Annotated in this window: 19 protein-coding genes; 11 read left to right on the top strand and 8 right to left on the bottom strand. The window is 64.3% G+C overall.

Features of this window, described 5'->3' with window-relative positions; genetic code table 11:
- Positions 1–12 precede the first annotated feature (12 nt).
- Positions 13–1,470 carry an alanine/glycine:cation symporter family protein gene (locus BTJ49_RS14400; protein WP_113066123.1) on the bottom strand — a complete coding sequence of 486 codons (1,458 nt, stop codon included), beginning with the start codon at positions 1,468–1,470 and terminating at the stop codon, positions 13–15.
- Positions 1,471–1,599: 129 nt separating this feature from the next.
- On the opposite strand from BTJ49_RS14400, the gene BTJ49_RS14395 reads away from it, so the two are divergent.
- From BTJ49_RS14395 to BTJ49_RS14380, 4 genes are read left to right on the top strand one after another with little or no spacing between them, the layout of a single operon-like run.
- Positions 1,600–2,724 (top strand): saccharopine dehydrogenase NADP-binding domain-containing protein, encoded by a 1,125-nt coding sequence (locus tag BTJ49_RS14395; protein ID WP_206098432.1) that lies wholly within the window; start codon positions 1,600–1,602, stop codon positions 2,722–2,724.
- Positions 2,721–3,269, top strand: coding sequence for a DUF4166 domain-containing protein (locus BTJ49_RS14390; RefSeq protein ID WP_168184762.1), 549 nt, complete (start codon positions 2,721–2,723; stop codon positions 3,267–3,269). The genes BTJ49_RS14395 and BTJ49_RS14390 overlap by 4 nt, the downstream gene beginning before the upstream one ends.
- Positions 3,266–3,658, top strand: a complete 393-nt coding sequence (locus tag BTJ49_RS14385; protein WP_113066120.1) for a thiol-disulfide oxidoreductase DCC family protein — start codon at positions 3,266–3,268, stop codon at positions 3,656–3,658. Before BTJ49_RS14390 ends, BTJ49_RS14385 begins: the two co-directional genes overlap by 4 nt.
- Before the next feature lie 4 nt (positions 3,659–3,662).
- Positions 3,663–4,118 (top strand): FKBP-type peptidyl-prolyl cis-trans isomerase, encoded by a 456-nt coding sequence (locus tag BTJ49_RS14380; protein ID WP_240151518.1) that lies wholly within the window; start codon positions 3,663–3,665, stop codon positions 4,116–4,118.
- A 345-nt stretch (positions 4,119–4,463) separates the two neighbouring features.
- On the opposite strand, the gene BTJ49_RS14375 is transcribed toward BTJ49_RS14380, so the two are convergent.
- The 4 genes from BTJ49_RS14375 to BTJ49_RS14360 form a co-directional block, all read right to left on the bottom strand.
- Positions 4,464–5,792, bottom strand: a complete 1,329-nt coding sequence (locus BTJ49_RS14375) for a bifunctional diguanylate cyclase/phosphodiesterase (protein ID WP_113066118.1) — start codon at positions 5,790–5,792, stop codon at positions 4,464–4,466.
- A gap of 9 nt (positions 5,793–5,801) precedes the next feature.
- Positions 5,802–7,058: an HD domain-containing phosphohydrolase gene (locus BTJ49_RS14370; RefSeq protein WP_113066117.1), complete on the bottom strand. Its 1,257-nt coding sequence runs from the start codon at positions 7,056–7,058 to the stop codon at positions 5,802–5,804.
- Positions 7,059–7,190: 132 nt separating this feature from the next.
- Positions 7,191–8,810, bottom strand: coding sequence for a carboxylesterase family protein (locus tag BTJ49_RS14365; RefSeq protein WP_113066116.1), 1,620 nt, complete (start codon positions 8,808–8,810; stop codon positions 7,191–7,193).
- 132 nt (positions 8,811–8,942) lie between these two features.
- A complete protein-coding gene (locus BTJ49_RS14360; protein ID WP_113066115.1) occupies positions 8,943–9,938 on the bottom strand; it encodes an LLM class flavin-dependent oxidoreductase in 996 nt (331 codons plus the stop codon).
- Positions 9,939–10,139: 201 nt separating this feature from the next.
- On the opposite strand from BTJ49_RS14360, the gene BTJ49_RS14355 reads away from it, so the two are divergent.
- The 3 genes from BTJ49_RS14355 (at position 10,140) to BTJ49_RS14345 (ending at position 12,438) form a co-directional block, all read left to right on the top strand.
- Complete coding sequence (locus tag BTJ49_RS14355; protein WP_146742358.1) at positions 10,140–10,850, top strand: hypothetical protein; 711 nt, start codon at positions 10,140–10,142, stop codon at positions 10,848–10,850.
- Positions 10,847–11,503 carry a flavin reductase family protein gene (locus tag BTJ49_RS14350; RefSeq protein ID WP_113066113.1) on the top strand — a complete coding sequence of 219 codons (657 nt, stop codon included), beginning with the start codon at positions 10,847–10,849 and terminating at the stop codon, positions 11,501–11,503. Before BTJ49_RS14355 ends, BTJ49_RS14350 begins: the two co-directional genes overlap by 4 nt.
- A gap of 308 nt (positions 11,504–11,811) precedes the next feature.
- The gene (locus BTJ49_RS14345; protein ID WP_240601850.1) at positions 11,812–12,438 is read left to right on the top strand and encodes a DUF998 domain-containing protein; all 627 of its coding nucleotides are present in this window, start codon (positions 11,812–11,814) and stop codon (positions 12,436–12,438) included.
- Positions 12,439–12,449: 11 nt separating this feature from the next.
- Here the strand turns inward: BTJ49_RS14345 and BTJ49_RS14340 are convergent, their stop codons facing one another.
- Positions 12,450–12,824, bottom strand: a complete 375-nt coding sequence (locus BTJ49_RS14340; RefSeq protein WP_113066112.1) for an Mth938-like domain-containing protein — start codon at positions 12,822–12,824, stop codon at positions 12,450–12,452.
- Positions 12,825–12,858: 34 nt separating this feature from the next.
- Positions 12,859–13,191, bottom strand: a complete 333-nt coding sequence (locus tag BTJ49_RS14335) for a YhbY family RNA-binding protein (protein WP_113066172.1) — start codon at positions 13,189–13,191, stop codon at positions 12,859–12,861.
- Positions 13,192–13,272: 81 nt separating this feature from the next.
- Here BTJ49_RS14335 and rlmE point away from each other — a divergent pair, with 81 nt between their 5' ends.
- The 4 genes from rlmE to BTJ49_RS14315 all read left to right on the top strand — a co-directional run bounded on the left by rlmE (position 13,273) and on the right by BTJ49_RS14315 (position 17,206).
- On the top strand, positions 13,273–13,905 hold the full coding sequence (gene rlmE, locus BTJ49_RS14330) for a 23S rRNA (uridine(2552)-2'-O)-methyltransferase RlmE (protein ID WP_113066111.1): 633 nt from the start codon (positions 13,273–13,275) through the stop codon (positions 13,903–13,905).
- A 13-nt stretch (positions 13,906–13,918) separates the two neighbouring features.
- Positions 13,919–15,856, top strand: coding sequence for an ATP-dependent zinc metalloprotease FtsH (gene ftsH, locus BTJ49_RS14325; RefSeq protein WP_206098431.1), 1,938 nt, complete (start codon positions 13,919–13,921; stop codon positions 15,854–15,856).
- 144 nt (positions 15,857–16,000) lie between these two features.
- Complete coding sequence (locus tag BTJ49_RS14320; protein ID WP_146742357.1) at positions 16,001–16,420, top strand: biopolymer transporter ExbD; 420 nt, start codon at positions 16,001–16,003, stop codon at positions 16,418–16,420.
- A 219-nt stretch (positions 16,421–16,639) separates the two neighbouring features.
- Positions 16,640–17,206 (top strand): papain-like cysteine protease family protein, encoded by a 567-nt coding sequence (locus BTJ49_RS14315; protein ID WP_113066109.1) that lies wholly within the window; start codon positions 16,640–16,642, stop codon positions 17,204–17,206.
- Positions 17,207–17,486: 280 nt separating this feature from the next.
- On the opposite strand, the gene BTJ49_RS14310 is transcribed toward BTJ49_RS14315, so the two are convergent.
- Positions 17,487–17,981, bottom strand: coding sequence for a DUF4440 domain-containing protein (locus tag BTJ49_RS14310; RefSeq protein ID WP_146742356.1), 495 nt, complete (start codon positions 17,979–17,981; stop codon positions 17,487–17,489).
- Between the last annotated feature and the right edge of the window lie 370 nt (positions 17,982–18,351).

Here is an 18,351-nt window from a genome sequence, read left to right as displayed (position 1 = left end):
TACGTGGTGCAGTCAGGTCTCGTCGTCGGGTTCCGGCGTGGATTGTCCATGCCACAGGTTCGCGTTGCGGATGCCCAGCGCGACGGGATCGAACGTGGGATCGCGGCCCTGCTTCTTCTGTGACTCGTAGTCGCGCAGCGCACGCAGAGCAGGGCGCTGCAGGATCAGGATCGCGACGATGTTCAGCCACGCCATGACCCCGACGCCGACATCGCCCAGGGTCCACGCCGAGCCGCCCGCGCGCAAGATGCCGACGGCGACCGCGGCCAGGATCGCCAGGCGCAGCGCCAGCGTCAGCCACGGTCGATGCACCTTGCGGTTGATGTAGGCGATGTTGGTCTCGGCCATGTAGTAGTAGGCCATGATCGTGGTGAAGGCGAAGAACAGCAGCGCCAGCGCGACGAAGCCCGCGCCGAAGCCTGGTACCAGCGTCTCCACCGCCGACTGCGCATAGCCCGCGCCGGCCTCGGCGCCGGGCAGACCGTCGTACAGCATGCGTCCATCCGGCGCCTGCACGTTGTACATGCCGGTCGAAAGAATCATGAACGCGGTCGCCGAGCACACCAGAAGGGTGTCGATGTAGACCGAGAACGCCTGCACATAACCCTGCTTGGCCGGGTGCGAGACCTCGGCGGCGGCGGCGGCGTGCGGTGCGGTGCCCTGACCGGCCTCGTTGGAGTAGATGCCGCGCTTGACGCCCCATTCGATGGCCGTGCCGAGCATGCCGCCGAAGACGGCGTTGGCGCCGAACGCGCTGCTCACGATCAGCTTGAACATGTCGGGCAGCGCGTGTGCATTCAGGCCCAGGATCACCAGTGCGATCAGCAGGTAGGCCCCCGCCATGAACGGCACCACCACCTCCGCGAAATGTGCGATGCGGGTGACGCCGCCGAAGATGATGAAGGCCAGCAGCCCCATCAGCGCCAGTGCAGTGATCCATGGCTCGACGCCCCAGGCATTCTGCAGGCCACCGGCGATCTCGCTGGCCTGAACGCCCGGCAGCAGGAAGCCGCAGGAGACGATGGTCGCGACGGCGAAGATCCACGCGTACCACTTCTGCCCCATGCCCTTCTCGATGAAGTAGGCCGGTCCGCCGCGGTAGCGTCCCTCGTCGTCCTTTTCCTTGTAGATCTGCGCGAGTGTCGATTCGACGTATGCAGTCGACGCACCCAGCAGGGCCATCACCCACATCCAGAACACCGCGCCGGGACCACCGGAGAAGATCGCCGTGGCGACGCCGGCGATGTTGCCCACGCCGACGCGTCCGGATAGCGACATCGCCAGTGCCTGGAACGAGGAAATGCCGGCTTTCGATGAGCTACCGGTGAACAGCAGCCGCACCATCTCGCCGACGCTGCGCACCTGCATGAAACGCGTGCGGATGGAAAAGTACAGTCCGGCACCCAGGCACAGGGCGATCAACGCCAGGCTCCAGATCCAGTCGTTCAACGTGTCGATCACGGCTTGCATGCAGATGGTTCCCCAGTCGTCTCCTCTCGCGGTCTAGATTGCCTGATGCGGCCTCGGGGCGCGACTGCCCGCGCGCGTTCGCCCAGCATTGGCTATGCTCGGCGGGAGAAACGCCAGGGAATGGGGAATATGTCGTACACCGTGCTGCTACTCGGCGGCTACGGCTTCTTCGGTCGCCGGCTCGCGCAACGTCTGGCGCGTATCGAAGGGTTGCGCATTCTTGTGGCCGGGCGTCGCAAGATGCGGGCCGCCGAGTTGTGCGAGCACCTGCGCGCGGCGTTTCCCGCCACGCGCTTCGAGCCGCTGGCGCTGGACGTGCGGGCTGAGGACCTGACGCGCGCGCTGCGCGGTACTGGAGCGCAGGCGGTGGTGCATACCTGCGGTCCGTTCCAGGGGCAGGACTATCGTGTGGCGAAAGCCTGCATCGAGGCCGGCATCCATTACGTGGATCTGGCGGACGGCCGCGCATTCGTGTGCGGCTTCGGCGAGCTGGACGACCTCGCCCGAAGCGCGGGCGTGCTGGCCGTCAGCGGGGCGAGTTCGGTGCCGTCGTTGTCCGAGGCCGCCGTTCGCGCATGCAGTGCGGACATGGTCGCCGTCGAGTGCGTCGACATCGGCATCAGTCCGGGCAATCGCACGGAGCGCGGGCTGGCCACGGTCGAGGCCATTCTCGGTTACTGCGGGGTGCGTTTCGATGCATGGACGGATGCGCGTGCGCAGCCGGTCACGGGCTGGCTGCGGCCGCGTCGGTTCCGGTATCCGGCGCCGATCGGGACGCGCTGGTTGTCCGATTGCGATGTGCCGGATCTCGAATTGCTGCCGACGCGTTTCCCGGATGTGAAGGACGTGCATTTTCGTGCAGGGCTCGAGCTGCGCGTACTGCATTTCGGGATGGTGGCGATGGCCGCTCTGCGTCGGCTCGGTCTGGTGCGCGACTGGTCCCGTCATGCACGCTGGCTGAAATGGATCGGCGACCGCTTTCGACACCTTGGTTCCGAGGACGGATGCATGCATGTCGAGGTCGAAGGTATCGATGCGCACGGCCGGCGTCTGCGCCGTCGCTGGCTGCTGGTGGCCGAGCAGGGGGACGGGCCGTACGTGCCCACACTGGCGAGTACGGCGCTGATACGGAAACTGGCTACGGGTCGCATCGATCGTGTCGGCGCGGGTCCTTGTGTGAACATGCTGGAGCTGGACGAAATTCTTGCCGAAGCCGAAGATCTTGCGATACGCACGGAATGCGCGAAGCGATGAACGAAACGAGTCTCTATCAACATCTCATGCAGCGCGACTTCGAGGCGCTGGAGCCTGAGGTGCGGCAGTTCCATGCGCTGCGCGGCCACGTGCGTCTGCAGGGACGATGCCTTACGCGTGGGCCGCGCAACCCGCTCGCACGCCTGTTGGCCCGGGTCATGCGGTTGCCCGGACGCAGCGGTGAAAGCGCGCTGACTTTCGAATTGATCGCCGAGGCGAGAAGGGAATCCTGGATCCGTCATTTCCCGTCTTGCTGCATGCGCTCGGTGTTGTGCGCGGACGGCGACAGACTGGTCGAGCGACTGGGGCCGGCGCGGCTGTATTTCCGTCTGCGCCGGATCGAGGGTCGCCTGGACATGCAGTTGCTGGGCGTGCGCGTGTTCGGCGTGCCGTGGCCGCGTTTTCTCTCGCCGACGGTGCACGCGCGCGAGCATGGGCGCGACCGACAATTTCATTTCGACGTGGCGACGTCCATGCCCTGGATTGGCCATGTCGTTGCCTACTCGGGGCATCTGGACCTGAACAGCGCGGAGCGCCTTTCATGATCGTCGTGTTCGATGCCGAGTGCCTTCTGTGCAGCGCCTGGGTGCAGTTCCTGCTGCGCCACGACAAGCGCCGGGTGTTCCGTTTCGCCTCGATGCAGCAGGCGGCGGGGCGGCGATTGCTGGCCGAAGCCGGACTCGAGGTCGATCGCCTGGAGACCCTGCTGCTGGTGACCGAGCACGGCGCTTATCGCTACACTTCCGCCATCTTTCGCGTGCTGCATCAGTTGGGCTGGCCCTGGCGGCTGGCCTGGATGGCGTGGGTCGTGCCCGCGCCGATCCGCGATCCGCTGTATCGCTGGTTGGCGCGGAACCGCTACCGCTGGTTCGGACGCCGCGCGACCTGCTTCATGCCCGATGCGGGCGATGCCGAACGTTTTCTAGACGAGTGATTCCATGACTTCATCGAAGATGATCCTGCGTGCCGGCCTGCTGGGCCTCCTCCTGTCCGTTGCCGCCTGCAAGGCGCCGCCGAAACCCGCGATGCACGGCCAGGTCGACAAGCTCACCGTGATCGACCGAAGCGTCGGCACAGGCAAGGAAGCCAGGCCCGGCATGGACGTGCTGGTGCAGTACACCGGCTGGCTGTACGACGACCGCAAGGCGGACAAGCACGGTACCCAGTTCGATACCTCGCGCACCCGCAGCGCGCCGTTCTCGTTCGTGCTCGGCGAAGGGCAGGTGATTCCGGGCTGGGACCAGGGCGTGGCCGGCATGCGCGTGGGTGGCAAGCGCACGCTGCTGATTCCGGCGTCGCTGGCCTATGGCGCGCGCGGGGCGGGCGGCGGCGTGATTCCGCCGAATGCGTCGCTGGTGTTCAACATCGAGCTGGTCGACGCGCAGCCGCGTTGATCCATGCAAGAGAGGGGGCGCAAGGTGGCGGCCGATCCCTGGCCGCCGTTCCGCGCTCCTCCATGATTCGCGCCTGCCGCTCTCAGGGCGTCGGCAGGCCGAGCGTTGCGATCAAACGAATCCCTTTCATGACGTACTTGCTTGGATGGCTGCAGCGCTCAAGCTAGGCAGCGTGGTTTGCAGATTTGTGATGCCAGGATGACGAGCGGGGGGGGGGGGGGGAGCGGCGGAGCGGGGCGTGTAAACGTGACGTGCGGCACGTCTTCCTGGAGTCGGTAGTACGACGGTCCGTTCGAAGTTACCCGACGCCTGCCGCCCGGACACATCCGGCGGGGGATATCTCGCTCAGGAATGCGCGGTAGAACGGGAGCGTTTCTCGTTCGTTCCCGATTGCGCTCGTTCGCGCATCCACGCGACCAGCGCCTCTGCGGACATCGAACGGCCGAACAGGTAGCCCTGGCCGATTTCACAACCATGGTTGCGCAGCACATGCAGGGTGCGGGTGTTTTCGACGCCTTCGGCCACCACGTTGAGGCCGAAGCGGTGAGCCAGTTCGATGATCAGCACGGTGATGTCCAGACTGGCGGCATCGCTGAGCAGTTCGCCGATGAAGGACTTGTCGATCTTTAATTCGTCGGCGGGAATGCTCTTGAAATAGGCCAGGCAGGAATAGCCGGTGCCGAAATCGTCGATGGAGATGCGCACGTCGAGTTCGCGCAGTTGCAGCAGGATGTCGCGGCCGCGATGGCGATCCATCAGGGAATGTTCGGAAATCTCCAGCACCAGCTGGATGTGCGGCTTGCCCCACAGTTGCAGGGCGTTCTGCACCAGTTCGGGCAGGTCGGGCTGGATGGCCAGTTCGCTGGGCAGATTCAGCGCGATCGACAGCGGGCCGTGCTCGACGGGCCATTCGCCGGCCTGGCGCAGTGCGGTGTTGAGCGCCCAGATGGTCAATTTCTTGATCTTCCCCGCGCGCTCGGCGATCGGAATGAACAGTTCGGGCGAAACATCCTGTCCGTCACGTCGATCCCAGCGCATCAGTGCTTCCGCACCGACCGTGCGTCCGCTGCGCAGATGTACCTGCGGCTGGTAGTGCATGTGCAGTTCACCGCGCTCGATGGCGGACTCGAACTCCATCTCCAGCTGCCATTGCTCGGACAGCTCGATCCCGGACGTGGCTTCGGGGTCAAGCACATGATAGTCGGCGTGTTCGCGCCGCGCGGTGAGCAAGGCGGTTTCCGCTCGGCGCAACAGATGTTCCGCGTGGCTGGCGTGTTCCGGGCAGAGGGCCGCGCCGGCCTTGATGCGCAGCGAGACCTGCCGCTCGCCGACTTCCACTGGCGTATCCAGCAGGCGAAGCAGCTTGTGGATGGCCAGTTCGACGTGACCGTGATTGAGTACGTCCGACAGCACCAGGGCGAAGCGGTTGTCGCCGATGCGGGCAGTGAAATCCCGCTCGCGGGCCGCGTGCTGCATCTGTCTGGCGAGGTGGCGCAGGACACGGTCGCCGGCTTCGTAGCCGTGAGCGATGTTGATCTGTGTGAAACCGGCGACATCGACCACGATCAACGCCATCTTGTGGCCGGTCTCGCAGGCGCGCACGATGTGCTGTGCGAGACGTCTCAGGAAACTGCGTCGTGACGGAAGGTCGGTCAGGAGGTCTTTTTCTTCCATCACGTCGGCTCAGTCGAGAAAGAGTTCGGCGGGGTCGATGCCATGCGCCCCCTGCGGCAGGCCGGAACGGATGGCCAGTGCCGCGCGGCCGTCCTCCTCGTCGGGCACCGTGCCCAGGTCGAGCGATTCGAATTCGGCCAGCGGCTTCTTGTCCGCGTCCAGCAGCAGCATCACGGTCGGACGGAGTCTCTTCAGGCTGTGCACGGCGGTGACCACGCCGACGCGCCCGTCGGTCAGTTCCACCAGCGAGCCGGTGGGGTAGATGCCGCTGGTCTGGATGAACTGCTCGACCAGCTCGGCCTGGAACAGTCGGTCGCGCGATTCGTAAAGCTGCATTACCGCCTGGTGCGGTGACCGGCTGCCCATGTGCGGGCGGATGTTGGTCATCGCATCGTAGCTGTCGATCAGGCCGAGGATGCGTCCGAACATCGGTATCGAACCATTCTTCAGTCCGGCCGGATAGCCGCTGCCGTCGTGACGCTCATGGTGGGTGGCCACGGCATCCATGATGCGCTGGGACACTTGCACGCCGGAGGCTTCATTGAGGATGTCCAGACTGTGTTGTACATGCTTGCGCATGGTCTGGTGTTGCCGGTCGTCGTAGGTTTCGCGTGAGACCATGATCTGATTGTCGATGCGCGTCTTGCCGACGTCGAACAGCAGGCCGGCCAGGGTCAGCTCGGACAGTTCCTGCCGGTTCAACCCCAGGTGGCGACCGAAGCTCGCGGCCCAGACCGAGCAGGCCAGGGCATGGTGATAGGCATAGTCGTCCTTGCGCTTGATTTCCTTGAGCCAACTGAACGCGGTGGGATTGCGGGTGATCGATTCGACCATCGCATCCACGCTCTCGCGAAGCCGGTCCAGCTGCAGGTTGCGGCCGCGATATAGGTCCTGCATGACTTCGTCGATGCTGTCGCGCAGCTCGTCGTGCACCTGCTCGGCGTGCGGGATCTCCTCGGCGAATGTGTGCGTGTCGGTCCAGGTCTGTTTGCGCAGGGCCTTCAGCTCCTGCCGGGCGCGCTCCCGCGAGGACCGTTGCGGTGGATCGATCAGGATGAATCGCGGGTCGGGCGAGATGCCCCGCGAGGCATCGACGAAGACATACGCGCACAATTTGCCGATTTCATGCGCATCGTCTTCGGATTTGATCAGGAAGCCTTCGAGAGCGTAGGGCGTAGACAGCCAAGGCCTGTCGAGCCGGGACACGTACATGCCCACCTGCAAGCCTTTCACGCTGATCTTGAATTCCTGCGACGAGGCGTTCATTCGTGCATGGCTGGGAACACCCACCCCCGTGGTCGTCTCCCCCAAGACTAGCGCAGCGCACGGTCGAGGCAAAGCGGAAATGCGTTCGCGCTCCGGGCCGTGCACTGCGTGCTTTTGTCGCGTCGGCGTGCCTCAGAAAGCACTCGGACGGTGCGCGAAATATCGGGTCAGGAATCGTTGCCGCGCCGCATTCTGATCGGGATAGTTGCGAGTCGGCGTGCCGATGTGCTGACGCAGCAGACCGCCGCGCGCCTTGCGGACTGGCGACCAGTAGGGCAATCCGCGACCGTTCGGGTTGCCGTGCTTGATGAACTGCGCGAAGTAGCCTTCCATGATGCGCGAGACGTTGTGGTCCGCCGTCGTCCAGGCATAGACGCGGTTCGTGTCCAGGTTGCCCAGCGCGTATTCGATCTCGCCGCTGTGCACCGCGCCCGGGTTCGGCGTGTCGCCGGGTCTGGCGTCGCGCTTCAGTGGGCGCGCCTGATCGAAATAGTAGTAGTACACCGGTGCCTTGCCCGTTTCGCGCTGCTGGTTCATCCAGCGCCAGGTGCTGTGGGCGATGAACAGATCGCCGGCCAGGGCCGTGGCGGAGCGCTTGACCTGGGCCACGTTCTTGCCCGGATAGAGCTTGAGCGCCGTGGACGCTTCATCGCCGAACATCTTCTGCAGCGCCGCCTTGTAATGCGCGGGTGTTGGCGTGGCGTCCTTCAGGATCGCCGTGTAGAAGCCTTCCTGGGAGTTGGAGCCAACCAGCAGTGGGACATGCGCTTGCTCGCCCTTGCGGAAGGTGTCGACCGGGCGTTCGGTGAGGAAATAGCCGTCGATATCGGGTCCGAAGTGCACGGTGTCCTTGGCGCCGGTAGCTTGCAGCAACGCATCCGCAGGCATGCTGCGCAATGCTTTCAGCGACTCGGCGCCGACCTGCTGCATGAACTGCGTGCCACGCTGCTCGGCTGCCGCCAGCGGCAGCGGCGAAATCGGGGCGATCAGCGCGCCGCTTTCGCCGATGGCGCCGGCGATCAGTTTCCGCGAGAGTGGCGAGGCCATCTGCGCGTGCACCGAGATCGAACCGGCCGACTCGCCGCCGATGGTGATGTGATGCGGGTCGCCGCCGAATTGCGCGATGTTCGCGCGCACCCAGCGCAGGGCAGCGTTCTGGTCGAGCAGACCGTAGTTGCCGCTGGCGTGGTGCGGCGATTCGGCGGTCAGCGCGGGCAGGGCCATGAAGCCGAACACGCCCAGGCGGTAGTTCACGGTCACGGTGACGATGCCTCGCGCGGCCAGGCTGGCGCCGTCGTAGCGGTACTCCGAGCCGTCGCCGGCGATGAAGCCGCCGCCGAAGAAATACACCAGCACGGGGGGTTTCCGGGACGTGGCATTCGCGGGGGCCCACACGTTCAGATACAGGCAGTCCTCGCTCATGCCGTTGGAACGGAAACGCATGTCGCTGAAGATCGAACGCTGCATGCAGCGCGGGCCGAAGGCGGTGGCCTGGCGCACGCCGTTCCAGTGTGCGGCCGGTTGCGGCGGTTTCCAGCGGCGCGTTCCGGTCGGCGGCGCGGCGTAGGGAATGCCCTGGAACACGTTCAGGTTCACGCCGTCGACCTGCATCCTCCTGCCCTCGAGCACACCCGTCTGCACGGTGGCGTGCGGAGGCGTGGCGGCGATGGCGAGGCCTGTTGCGAGGCTGGCCATCCCCAGCACTACGCCGACGATCAGGCGGCGTGAAGATCGGGCGGCGTGTCGAAGCATGCGGACGTTCCTGGGCAGAGGGAACGTCCAGTATCGCGCGCCCGTGGCTGCATGCAAGCAGCCCGAGGAAGGGCGAAACCGGATGGGCCATATTCGAGCGGCACCCGCTCGGCGAGCGTCCGCGATGTGTCCTCAGGTCTCGGCGAGTTCGTTGTGCACTTCGGCTGCGATGGCGTAGGAATGCTTGCGTGCCGCATGGTCGAAGATGTTGGCGACCAGGATCAGCTCGTCCGGCGCGTGCCTATCGATGAAGGCGGCGATATGCTCGCGCACGGTGGCCGGCGCGCCGACGGCGGCGCAGGCGAGGGTGCGTTCGAGACCGTGCAATTCCTGTGGCGTGCAGAACGATTCGATGTCGTCGATCGGTGGCGGGATCAGTCCCGGCATGCCGCGGCGAAGCTTGATGAAACTCTGCTGCTGGGTAGTGAACAGTCGGCGCGCCGCGGCGTTCGTGTCGGCGGCGACCACATTCATGCCGAGCATTGCGTAGGGTTTGTCGAGGTGCTTCGAGGGGCGGAAGTCGCGTCGGTATACGGCCAGCGCCTCATCCATCGCGTCCGGCGCGAAGTGCGAGGCGAAGGCGAACGGCAGGCCCAGTCGGGCGGCCAGACGCGCGCTGAACAGGCTCGATCCCAGTAGCCACACCGGGACTGCGAGACCGGCGCCGGGGACTGCGCGCACCGACTGCCCGGGGACGGCTGGTTCGAAGTAGGTCAGCAGCTCGAGCACGTCGTCGGGGAACGCGTCGGCCTGATCGAAATAGCGGCGCAGGGCGCGCGCCGTGGCGTGATCGGTGCCGGGCGCACGGCCAAGGCCAAGATCAATGCGGTCCGGATGCAGTGCGGCCAGTGTGCCGAACTGTTCGGCGACCTGCAGCGGCGAATGGTTGGGCAGCATGATGCCGCCGGCGCCTACGCGGATGGTCGAGGTGGACGCTGCCACATGGCCGATCAGCACCGAGGTCGCCGCGCTGGCGATGCCCGGCATGTTGTGGTGTTCGGCCAGCCAATAGCGCTCGTAGCCCAGTGCCTCGGCATGGCGTGCCAGGTCTACGGTGTTGCGGAAGGCCTGCGTGGCGTCGCTGCCCTCGGTGATCGGGGCCAGGTCGAGTATGGAGAAGGGGATCATGCGGTACGTCCGGGAAAAGCCATGAGGCACACATGGGGACGATGCGGCGCGAGGCCAATGCAAGGTGCTTCGCGGATCATGTGCAGGCGCCATGCCCGCCGTTGTGGATGCCTCAGCTCCCTGATCCAGGCGCGTGAGGTTGTGCAAATATACGTTCCCGTATGCGGACTCATGGTGAGTGGCCGTTGAAGCGTGAAAGGGATGAGCATGGATGCGGCGAGATTTACGTTTGAGGCCCTCGACCAACGGTTTCAAACGCTGGGCAGCGCGCGTGACGAACCGAAGCAGAGCATGCTGCTGACGCGCTGGGGCGCTTCGCTTCTCCTGGTTGGTTCGGTGATCGGATACGGCGCGGCGACGTTTCTTCATTCCATGCCCGCTCTGGTGCTCTCGATCACCGGACTTGTCATCGAGATGCTGGGTGCCTGCGCTCTGTTTCTTCAGTTTCTGCGTTATGAGTGGCACCAAATTCGTCATCCGTTGCGGAATGATGCGCGCGAGTTGGACACGATATTCGAGCAAGGCATGCCCGTGCTGGCATGGTTGTGCCGCTTTCCTGCTCAGGAACTGGAGCGGCACTTGCGGTTCGTTCGTGATCGCACTATGACCTTCAACCAAAGCATGAGCTGGATGTTTGGTCCCATTGACCGTCTGGGTCCCTTGCCCGTGCTGGTCGCGCTGTATCTGCAATTCAAGGATGTCCGCACGTGGTGGCCGGTCCGTACTGATCCCGTGCACGCGGCGCTTGCCTTGCTGCTGATCTTTCTCTACCTGTTTGGCAGCGTGATCGTGATTCAGCGCATGCGCCGTCAGCGTTACGTGAACTGGCTGAGCGAAGCATTGATCCGCAAGCGCGAAGCCGGGCAGGATGATTCGTCCCAGAATCCGAGCACGATCGAGAGCACGCAGTGAGCGAAACCTATTCTTACGAAGTCGCGCAGGGCCATGGCCTGCCGCACGATCCGTTCAAGGCCATTGTGGCGCCGCGCCCGATCGGCTGGATTTCCACGCGCGATGCGGAGGGGCGCGGGAATCTCGCGCCCTACAGTTTCTTCAACGCCATCAGCGATACGCCGCCGGTGCTTGCCTTCGGCAGCAGCGGGTACAAGGACAGCGTGCGCAATGCGGAAACGACTGGCGCCTTCGTCTATAACTTGGCGACCGAGGCGCTGGCCGACGCCATGAACGGTTCCTCGGCGAATTTCGCCTCGGGCGAGGACGAACTTCGGGCGATGGGATTGACGCCTGCTGCCTGTCGTTGCGTGGACGTCGACCGCGTGGCTGAATCGCCGGCCGCGCTGGAGTGCCGCGTGCTCGACGTGATCCGGCTCAAGGATCTGCGCGGCGATGTGACCGACAGCTATGTGGTGTTCGGTCAGGTGGTCGCCGTGCACCTCGACATGGCCTTCCTGCGCGATGGCCTGTTCGACACGGCGGCAGCGGGTTCCATCCAGCGCGCCGGTTACATGACGGACTATGCCGTGGTCGGTCCGGACAGCATGCGTGCGCTGCGGCGGCCAGGATCGCCGGAAGAGGCGATCGCGAAGTACCGTCGCCGCAAGTGAGTCGGTGGCATGGGGTCTTGGCGATGGTTTGGTCGGAAGTCGCCGAACGGTCAGCCCCTTGTGCGCGGCACCGGTGGCGACATGGCGCAGGTGGCTGCGCGCGTGCCAGGGCGAATCGGAATGCTGATTACGGTGCGGATGGTGCAGTGCTGGTCCTGATCTAGCCGCCGCCTGGAACGCAGTAACTCCGGAACATGGGTCGCGCCTGAGACCGGTTCGGATACCATGGGTCGCTTGAAACGATGAAGGAGTCGCGCCATGACGCTGCGCCCGTTGCAGCACTTCGCCGCCGTTCCTTTGGACGCGACATGATGCGCGCATCCATGCGCCGGACGGCCGGCTTCGTACTGGCCGCAGTGGCGAGTTTCGCGGCAGTCTGTGCGGCGGCGCAGGTCCTGCGCACGGACCTGGACTGGGTGCGCGTGCCGCTGAGCTTCTACCTGATCGGACCCGGAAGCGGTTGGGTACGGGCGGCCTATGTGCTGCTGGCCCTGGCGCTCCCGGTCTTCGGGTGGAGTGCGTACCGTGCCTTGTCCCTCCCGGCGCGAAGCGCCGCGCCCTTGCTGCTATTCACGGTCGCGGGCATCGCCCTGTGCGTGACCACCTTCGCCACCACCAACACCTACGCGCATCCGGCGACCTTCCACGGGCTGATTCACGGCATTGCCGCGCAGACGACGTTCCTGTGCGTGACCGTGGCGATGCTGCTGCAGGCCGGGCGGCTGCGTCACGATGCGCGTTGGTGTCCGTACGCCGCAAGGGCGTTGACGTGGGCGGCGGTGAGCTTCGTCGGTCTGTGGGTGCAGGTGCTGTGGCGTGGCGCGCCACACGGCCTGTCGCAGAAGCTGCTGATCGTGTTCATCCTCGGCTGGCTGGCCTGGATGGCGTGGCTTCTGTGGCGGAAATCGGCTGAGGTTATCCCTTCAACTCATTGAAGGGTTGAGGTTTATTCCGGAAGGATGAAGGCGACGACCACGTCGCGACCCTCGCCGGCCAGCACGGAGTGTGTGCGCGCGGCGGCGGCGTTGTCCATCACTTCCACGCCCACATCTCGGCGCGTGAAGGCACCCAGCGTGTCCGCATTCGGGAACTGCTGGCGTGCGCCGGTGCCCAGCAGCACGACTTCGGGCTTCAGTTCCAGGATCAGCTGCACGTCCTCCGGCTGCATCTGACCAGCGTCGCGTACTGGCCAGTCCTCGATCACCTGATCGCGCGCGAGCACCAGGCTGCGCGTGAAGCGGCGGTCGACGATGGTCACGGCGTCGTCTTCGATGCGACGCACGTATAGGAAGTCCTCGGGACGTTCGAGCGAGAGCTCCATGGCAATCCTCCGCGTTATTTCGTCGCAGTGCGCATCAGCGCGGGAGGGCGAGCTTCGGTTCGTCCTCGTTGCGCAGGAACACGCTGGCAGTGTGGCCGATTTCCTGCACCAGCTCGGCGCCGGTGGCTTGAGTCAGTTCCGCGATCTGTGCGCGGCGTTCATCCTTGTCGGCGCCGGAAAGCTTGATCTTGACCAGCTCGTGACGATCCAGCGCCAGCTTCAGTTCCTTGATGACGGCGTCCGTCAGGCCTTTCGCGCCCAGCATGATGACCGGGTGCAGGCTGTGACACAGACCGCGCAGGTAGCGGCGCTGGCTGGGGCTGAGCGTGGCGGCGGCGCCGTCGCGCGAGGAAGTCGAAGCGGACATGTCGTTCAGGTTCAAGGTCGCGGAAATGCGGGTGCAAAGGGTATCATGGCCCGCCCGACGCAAGGCTGACCGGACGTCCGCATGGCCCGTAGCAAGAGCAGCTCCCGCTGGCTCAAGGAACATTTCGACGATGCCTACGTCAAGCGCGCGCAGGCCGAGGGCTGGCGTTCGCGCGCGGCCTTCAAGCTGGAGGAGCTGATCGACCGCGATCAGCTGCTGAAGCCGGGCATGCACGTGGTCGATCTGGGCGCGGCGCCGGGTGGCTGGTCGCAGCTGGTCCAGCGACGGCTCGGCGACAGCGGGCGCATCATCGCGCTGGACATCCTGCCCATGCAGGGCATCGGCGGCGTGGACTTCATCGAGGGCGACTTCCGCGAGGCCGAGGTGCTGGCCGAACTCGAGCGTCGGCTCGACGGCCATCCGGTCGACCTTGTGCTGTCGGATATGGCCCCCAATATGAGTGGTGTAGCTGTCGCCGATCAGATGCGGGCGATGGATCTTGCCGAGCTGGCGCTCGATTTCTGCCGGCATTGGCTGAAGCCCGGAGGCGCGTTCCTGATCAAGTTGTTCCAGGGCGCCGGGTTCGACGATTACTTGCGGGACTTGCGCGGTGAGTTCGACCGCGTGACGATGCGCAAGCCGAAGGCTTCGCGTGCGCGCTCACGCGAAGTCTATGCCTTGGCCACGGGACATCGCGCCCGGGCCGGCCACTGAACGAGACATGCGCATGAATGAAATGGTCAAAAACCTGCTGTTCTGGTTGATTATCGCCGTGGTGCTGGTGCTCGTGTTCCAGAGCTTCAGCCACAACGCCGGTCGTACCCAGCAGATGAGCTATTCGGCGTTCATCCAGCAGGTGGACAGCAACAACATCTCCGAAGCCACCATCAGTTCGGATACGCCGCCCGTGGTCAAGGGCAAGCTGAAGGATGGCAGTCAGTTCAACACGGTGGTGCCGCTGATCGGCATCACCAGCAGCGATCTGCTCAAGACCCTGACCAAGAACGGCGCCAGCGTGAAGCAGCAGCCGTCTGACAACGGCTTCTCGCTGTTCTCGCTGCTGCTCAACTGGTTGCCCATCATCATCTTCGTCGGCCTGATGATCTGGTTCATGCGCCAGATGCAGTCGGGCGGCGGCGCGCGCGGTGCGATGAGCTTCGGCAAGTCGCGCGCCAAGCTGCAGGGCGAGGACCAGGTCAAGGTGACCTTCGCCGATGTGGCCGGCTGCGAGGAGGCCAAGGAAGAGGTCGGCGAGCTGGTTGAGTTCCTGCGCGATCCGTCCAAGTTCCAGAAGCTGGGCGGCAAGATTCCGCGCGGCGTGCTGATGGTCGGCCAGCCCGGCACCGGCAAGACGCTGCTGGCCAAGGCCATCGCCGGCGAGGCCAAGGTGCCGTTCTTCTCCATTTCCGGTTCCGACTTCGTCGAGATGTTCGTCGGCGTCGGCGCCAGCCGCGTGCGCGACATGTTCGAGCAGGCCAAGAAGCACGCGCCGTGCATCATCTTCATCGACGAGATCGACGCCGTCGGCCGCCATCGTGGCGCCGGTCTGGGCGGCGGTCACGACGAACGCGAGCAGACCCTCAATCAGCTGCTGGTCGAGATGGACGGCTTCGAGGGCGGCGAGGGCGTGATCGTCATCGCTGCGACCAACCGCCCCGACGTGCTCGATCCCGCGCTGCTGCGTCCGGGCCGCTTCGACCGTCAGGTCGTGGTCGGTCTGCCGGACGTGAAGGGCCGCGAGCAGATCCTCAAGGTGCATCTGCGCAAGGTGCCACTGCACACCGACGTCGATGCGATGCTGATCGCGCGCGGCACGCCGGGCTTCTCCGGCGCGGACCTGGCCAATCTCGTCAACGAGGCAGCGCTGTTCGCCGCGCGCGAGAACGCGCGCGAAGTGCGCATGAGCCACATGGAGAAGGCCAAGGACAAGATCCTGATGGGCGCCGAGCGCCGCTCCATGGCCATGAGCGAGGACGAGAAGAAGCTCACCGCCTACCACGAGGCCGGTCACGCCATCGTCGGTCGCCTGGTACCCGAGCACGATCCGGTCTACAAGGTCACCATCATCCCGCGCGGTCGTGCGCTGGGCGTGACCATGTACCTGCCGGAAGGCGACCGCTACAGCATCAACAAGGTCGCCATCCGCTCGCAGCTGTGCTCGCTCTACGGCGGCCGCGTCGCCGAGGAGCTGATCTTCGGTCATGACAAGGTCACCACCGGCGCCTCCAACGATATCGAGCGCGCCACCAAGATGGCCCGCAATATGGTCACCAAGTGGGGCCTGTCCGATGAGCTGGGCCCGGTGACCTACGCCGAGGACGAGGACGAAGTCTTCCTGGGCCGCTCCGTCACCCAGCACAAGAGCGTGTCCGACGAGACCTCGCGCAAGATCGACGAAGTCGTGCGCAACATTCTCGACACCGCCTACGAAACCTCGACCAAGCTGCTGACCGACAACCTCGACAAGCTGCACCTGATGGCCGAGGCGCTGCTGCAGTACGAGACCATCGACGCCCACCAGATCGACGAGATCATGGAAGGCCGTCGTCCGGGCCCGCCCGCAGACTGGGGCGGCACCGACAACGACAAGCGCCCGAACGCACCGCGCGGCGGCGATGCCGGCACCAACGCCACACCGGTCGGCGATCCCGCACCGCAGAGTTGAGCGTCAGGGCGGTAAATGCTTGACACAGAAAAGGCGGCCAAAAGGCCGCCTTTTTTGCATTTGCATTCTTGGCTTCCGGTCATGTGGAAGGCTTCGAAGAGCATTGTGTATAGTGACGATGGGGGGTTCAGGAGAGGTCTTTGCATGTCCTATTTGCGCGCAGTGGAAAACCGCGAGGCCGCATGTCGGATCGACCTGACGCCGCTGGCGGGTGTTCTTCTGGTGCTGCTTGCCTTGTTCATGCTCGCCATACCGGAGTCGAAGAGACTCACCGGAGTCCACAATGGCTCGTACATGGAGTCTTGGGGAAGGATTCCTCCGGCAATCCACCTCGTCCTCACTCGCCATGATCGAATGTTCTGGAACCGCGAGGTGGTTTCGACACGTGAGGTGCATGCCCGGCTCATCGCGCTCGGTCACCAAATACGGCAGCCGTCTCTGCAGGTCTTTGCCGACGACGATGTGGCCTGGGATCGCCTGCATCGCATCCTTGTCGATGCGGACAATCAGGGCGTGAACACCATCGACCTCATGTCGGACCCTGATCTCGAGGGTTATCGGTAGATCTCGTGCTCGTTGTCGCATTGCGCAGTACGCGTGATCAGTAATCGTGCTGAGTTCGTGTCCGAGCACGATGTGGGTCTTTGCACAAAGGCACACAGGTGCGAATCACCCGAAAGATGCGCGATTACAACCAATGCTCTATGGCTGCGGGCGAGGTTCTGCGATACGAAATCCGAGCGTACATCTCTGACGCGCCGCATTGTGGTTTGGGAGACTCCAATGAAAAGGATTTTCGGCTTGTTGTTCGTTGTCTTTTCGGCTTTTCCCGTGGACGCCTGGGCCAAGGTTCCCCCTCCTGTCGATCTCGGCATACAGAATCTACGGCAAGAAACGCCCGTGTGGTGCTGGGTTGCGGTTGCCAGGCAGATCGTAATGTGGACGCGAGGTCAGCCGAACACGCCACCGCAGTGCGCGCTGGTCGCCGCGGCGAGCCATGTACCAGTGCAGGCATGCTGTCGATTCCCCACGCCATGCACGAGGACGGGATCTCTCCAGGAAATCCAGGGACTCATATTGCACTTCGGTGGGCACTACTCCTCGATTTCTCCGCCAGCGAATCCCATGGCGGTATATCGAACCCTGGCTTCCGGGCGGGCGATCATCATGGCCGTTCAGTCGAGTCCCTACTCGGGACATGTCGTCGTGATTCGGGGCATGGCATGGCTTCCTACGCCGAGCGGATTCCAGCCGGTGCTCTACATCAACGATCCGATGGATTATTTCACTCGGCCGGTGCCGTTCGTGAGATTCATCCGTTACTGGCGCGCCGCCATCGTGGTGTATTGAGTTCGCCGGACTCAATCACGGACGGAGCGCGGCCGGGACGACGTTCTCGGGCATGGTAAGGGATCGTTCCCGGTCGCTTTCTAGGAACTGGCGGCTGGCGACTGGCAGCAGCAAGTCTGCCAGCCCGATGTCCGGGGACGCTTGGAACGGCTGTAGAAGAATCCGGGCTACGAAATGTAGCCATGTCGTTTGAAACGGGTGGTGCGCTTTCGGTGCCCACCCGCTACATATCCACTGGCGAAGCGTGCCTGTCTGCTCGCCTTTCCCTGGCTCCGCTGGTTCACTTGACGTGATGCGGCGTATCGATAACGGAGCTGTCGCGGTAGATCTTCCAGGTGCCACTGGCGCTGCGCTTCCAGATATCGATGAATTTCAAGTGCACGGACACGAGTTGGGCAGCGTGCCCGGCCGTTTTTCTGTGTTCGATAACGTTTGCGAAGCCCCAGCGATAGGCCCAGGGGCCCGTTACCACGAGTTGCTTGACTTCGTACGTGTAGGAGACTTTCGTGCGGCACAGCTGGTCGAACAGCTTGCGCAATTGAGTCCTCCCCACGATAGGGCTGGCGTTGGGAAGCAGCAGGATGGCATTGGGTGCGTAGATGTCCGTGAGAGTCCGTGCGTCGCCGTTTTCAAAGGCATGAACCCATCGCTCGAATTGCTTCTGGATTTGCCTCCGGGCCGCTTCATGTGTCGGCGTGGCGTGGATGGAATTGGAGAATACCGAGGGCGATGCACATAGCAGTGCAGCCATCAGGACGAATAGGATGTGTTTCACGGGCAGCTCCCTGTAGTTTGAGTTCTTCCTGCATGTGGCGGTGCTTGGTGAGTCATCCAGACGCTTTCGCGCAGCGCTGGGAGTGTGAAGTCTGAAGCTTGCGGATGGCGATTTGCGGGCGCGTGCAGGGCGCGATGCGGGCGAATCAGGGATTGGCGTCACGGGTGCGGACCATCGTTCAACATTTGGTCGTGCTGTCGGGCCAGGATTAGACGCAGACTGGACGCAGTGCGAGGGCGGCCCTAAGAAGGGATTCGCACCGGTGACGTGGTGTTCTGCAACTGCGGACTGAAAATGGTGTCACCATTTCGCCGCCGCCTGTCAATAGAACCATAAGCGCCCGTCGCCCCGCTGCCGGGGAGATCGGTGC

Origin of the sequence: Oleiagrimonas sp. MCCC 1A03011 (assembly GCF_003267965.1) — a bacterium.
Taxonomy (GTDB): domain Bacteria; phylum Pseudomonadota; class Gammaproteobacteria; order Xanthomonadales; family Rhodanobacteraceae; genus Oleiagrimonas; species Oleiagrimonas citrea.
This window is presented reverse-complemented; position numbering and strand designations above follow the sequence as displayed.

What these genes read in the sequence shown, in the direction of transcription:
- BTJ49_RS14360 (WP_113066115.1), bottom strand. Translation starts at nt 9,938, where the DNA reads ATGATCCCCTTCTCCATACTCGACCTGGCCCCGATCACCGAGGGCAGC.
- BTJ49_RS14370 (WP_113066117.1), bottom strand. Translation starts at nt 7,058, where the DNA reads ATGAACGCCTCGTCGCAGGAATTCAAGATCAGCGTGAAAGGCTTGCAG.
- BTJ49_RS14390 (WP_168184762.1), top strand. Translation starts at nt 2,721, where the DNA reads ATGAACGAAACGAGTCTCTATCAACATCTCATGCAGCGCGACTTCGAG.
- BTJ49_RS14385 (WP_113066120.1), top strand. Translation starts at nt 3,266, where the DNA reads ATGATCGTCGTGTTCGATGCCGAGTGCCTTCTGTGCAGCGCCTGGGTG.
- BTJ49_RS14315 (WP_113066109.1), top strand. Translation starts at nt 16,640, where the DNA reads ATGAAAAGGATTTTCGGCTTGTTGTTCGTTGTCTTTTCGGCTTTTCCC.
- BTJ49_RS14375 (WP_113066118.1), bottom strand. Translation starts at nt 5,792, where the DNA reads ATGGAAGAAAAAGACCTCCTGACCGACCTTCCGTCACGACGCAGTTTC.
- BTJ49_RS14365 (WP_113066116.1), bottom strand. Translation starts at nt 8,810, where the DNA reads ATGCTTCGACACGCCGCCCGATCTTCACGCCGCCTGATCGTCGGCGTA.
- BTJ49_RS14335 (WP_113066172.1), bottom strand. Translation starts at nt 13,191, where the DNA reads ATGTCCGCTTCGACTTCCTCGCGCGACGGCGCCGCCGCCACGCTCAGC.
- BTJ49_RS14345 (WP_240601850.1), top strand. Translation starts at nt 11,812, where the DNA reads ATGATGCGCGCATCCATGCGCCGGACGGCCGGCTTCGTACTGGCCGCA.
- ftsH (WP_206098431.1), top strand. Translation starts at nt 13,919, where the DNA reads ATGAATGAAATGGTCAAAAACCTGCTGTTCTGGTTGATTATCGCCGTG.
- BTJ49_RS14320 (WP_146742357.1), top strand. Translation starts at nt 16,001, where the DNA reads ATGTCCTATTTGCGCGCAGTGGAAAACCGCGAGGCCGCATGTCGGATC.
- BTJ49_RS14355 (WP_146742358.1), top strand. Translation starts at nt 10,140, where the DNA reads ATGAGCATGGATGCGGCGAGATTTACGTTTGAGGCCCTCGACCAACGG.
- rlmE (WP_113066111.1), top strand. Translation starts at nt 13,273, where the DNA reads ATGGCCCGTAGCAAGAGCAGCTCCCGCTGGCTCAAGGAACATTTCGAC.
- BTJ49_RS14380 (WP_240151518.1), top strand. Translation starts at nt 3,663, where the DNA reads ATGACTTCATCGAAGATGATCCTGCGTGCCGGCCTGCTGGGCCTCCTC.
- BTJ49_RS14395 (WP_206098432.1), top strand. Translation starts at nt 1,600, where the DNA reads ATGTCGTACACCGTGCTGCTACTCGGCGGCTACGGCTTCTTCGGTCGC.
- BTJ49_RS14400 (WP_113066123.1), bottom strand. Translation starts at nt 1,470, where the DNA reads ATGCAAGCCGTGATCGACACGTTGAACGACTGGATCTGGAGCCTGGCG.
- BTJ49_RS14340 (WP_113066112.1), bottom strand. Translation starts at nt 12,824, where the DNA reads ATGGAGCTCTCGCTCGAACGTCCCGAGGACTTCCTATACGTGCGTCGC.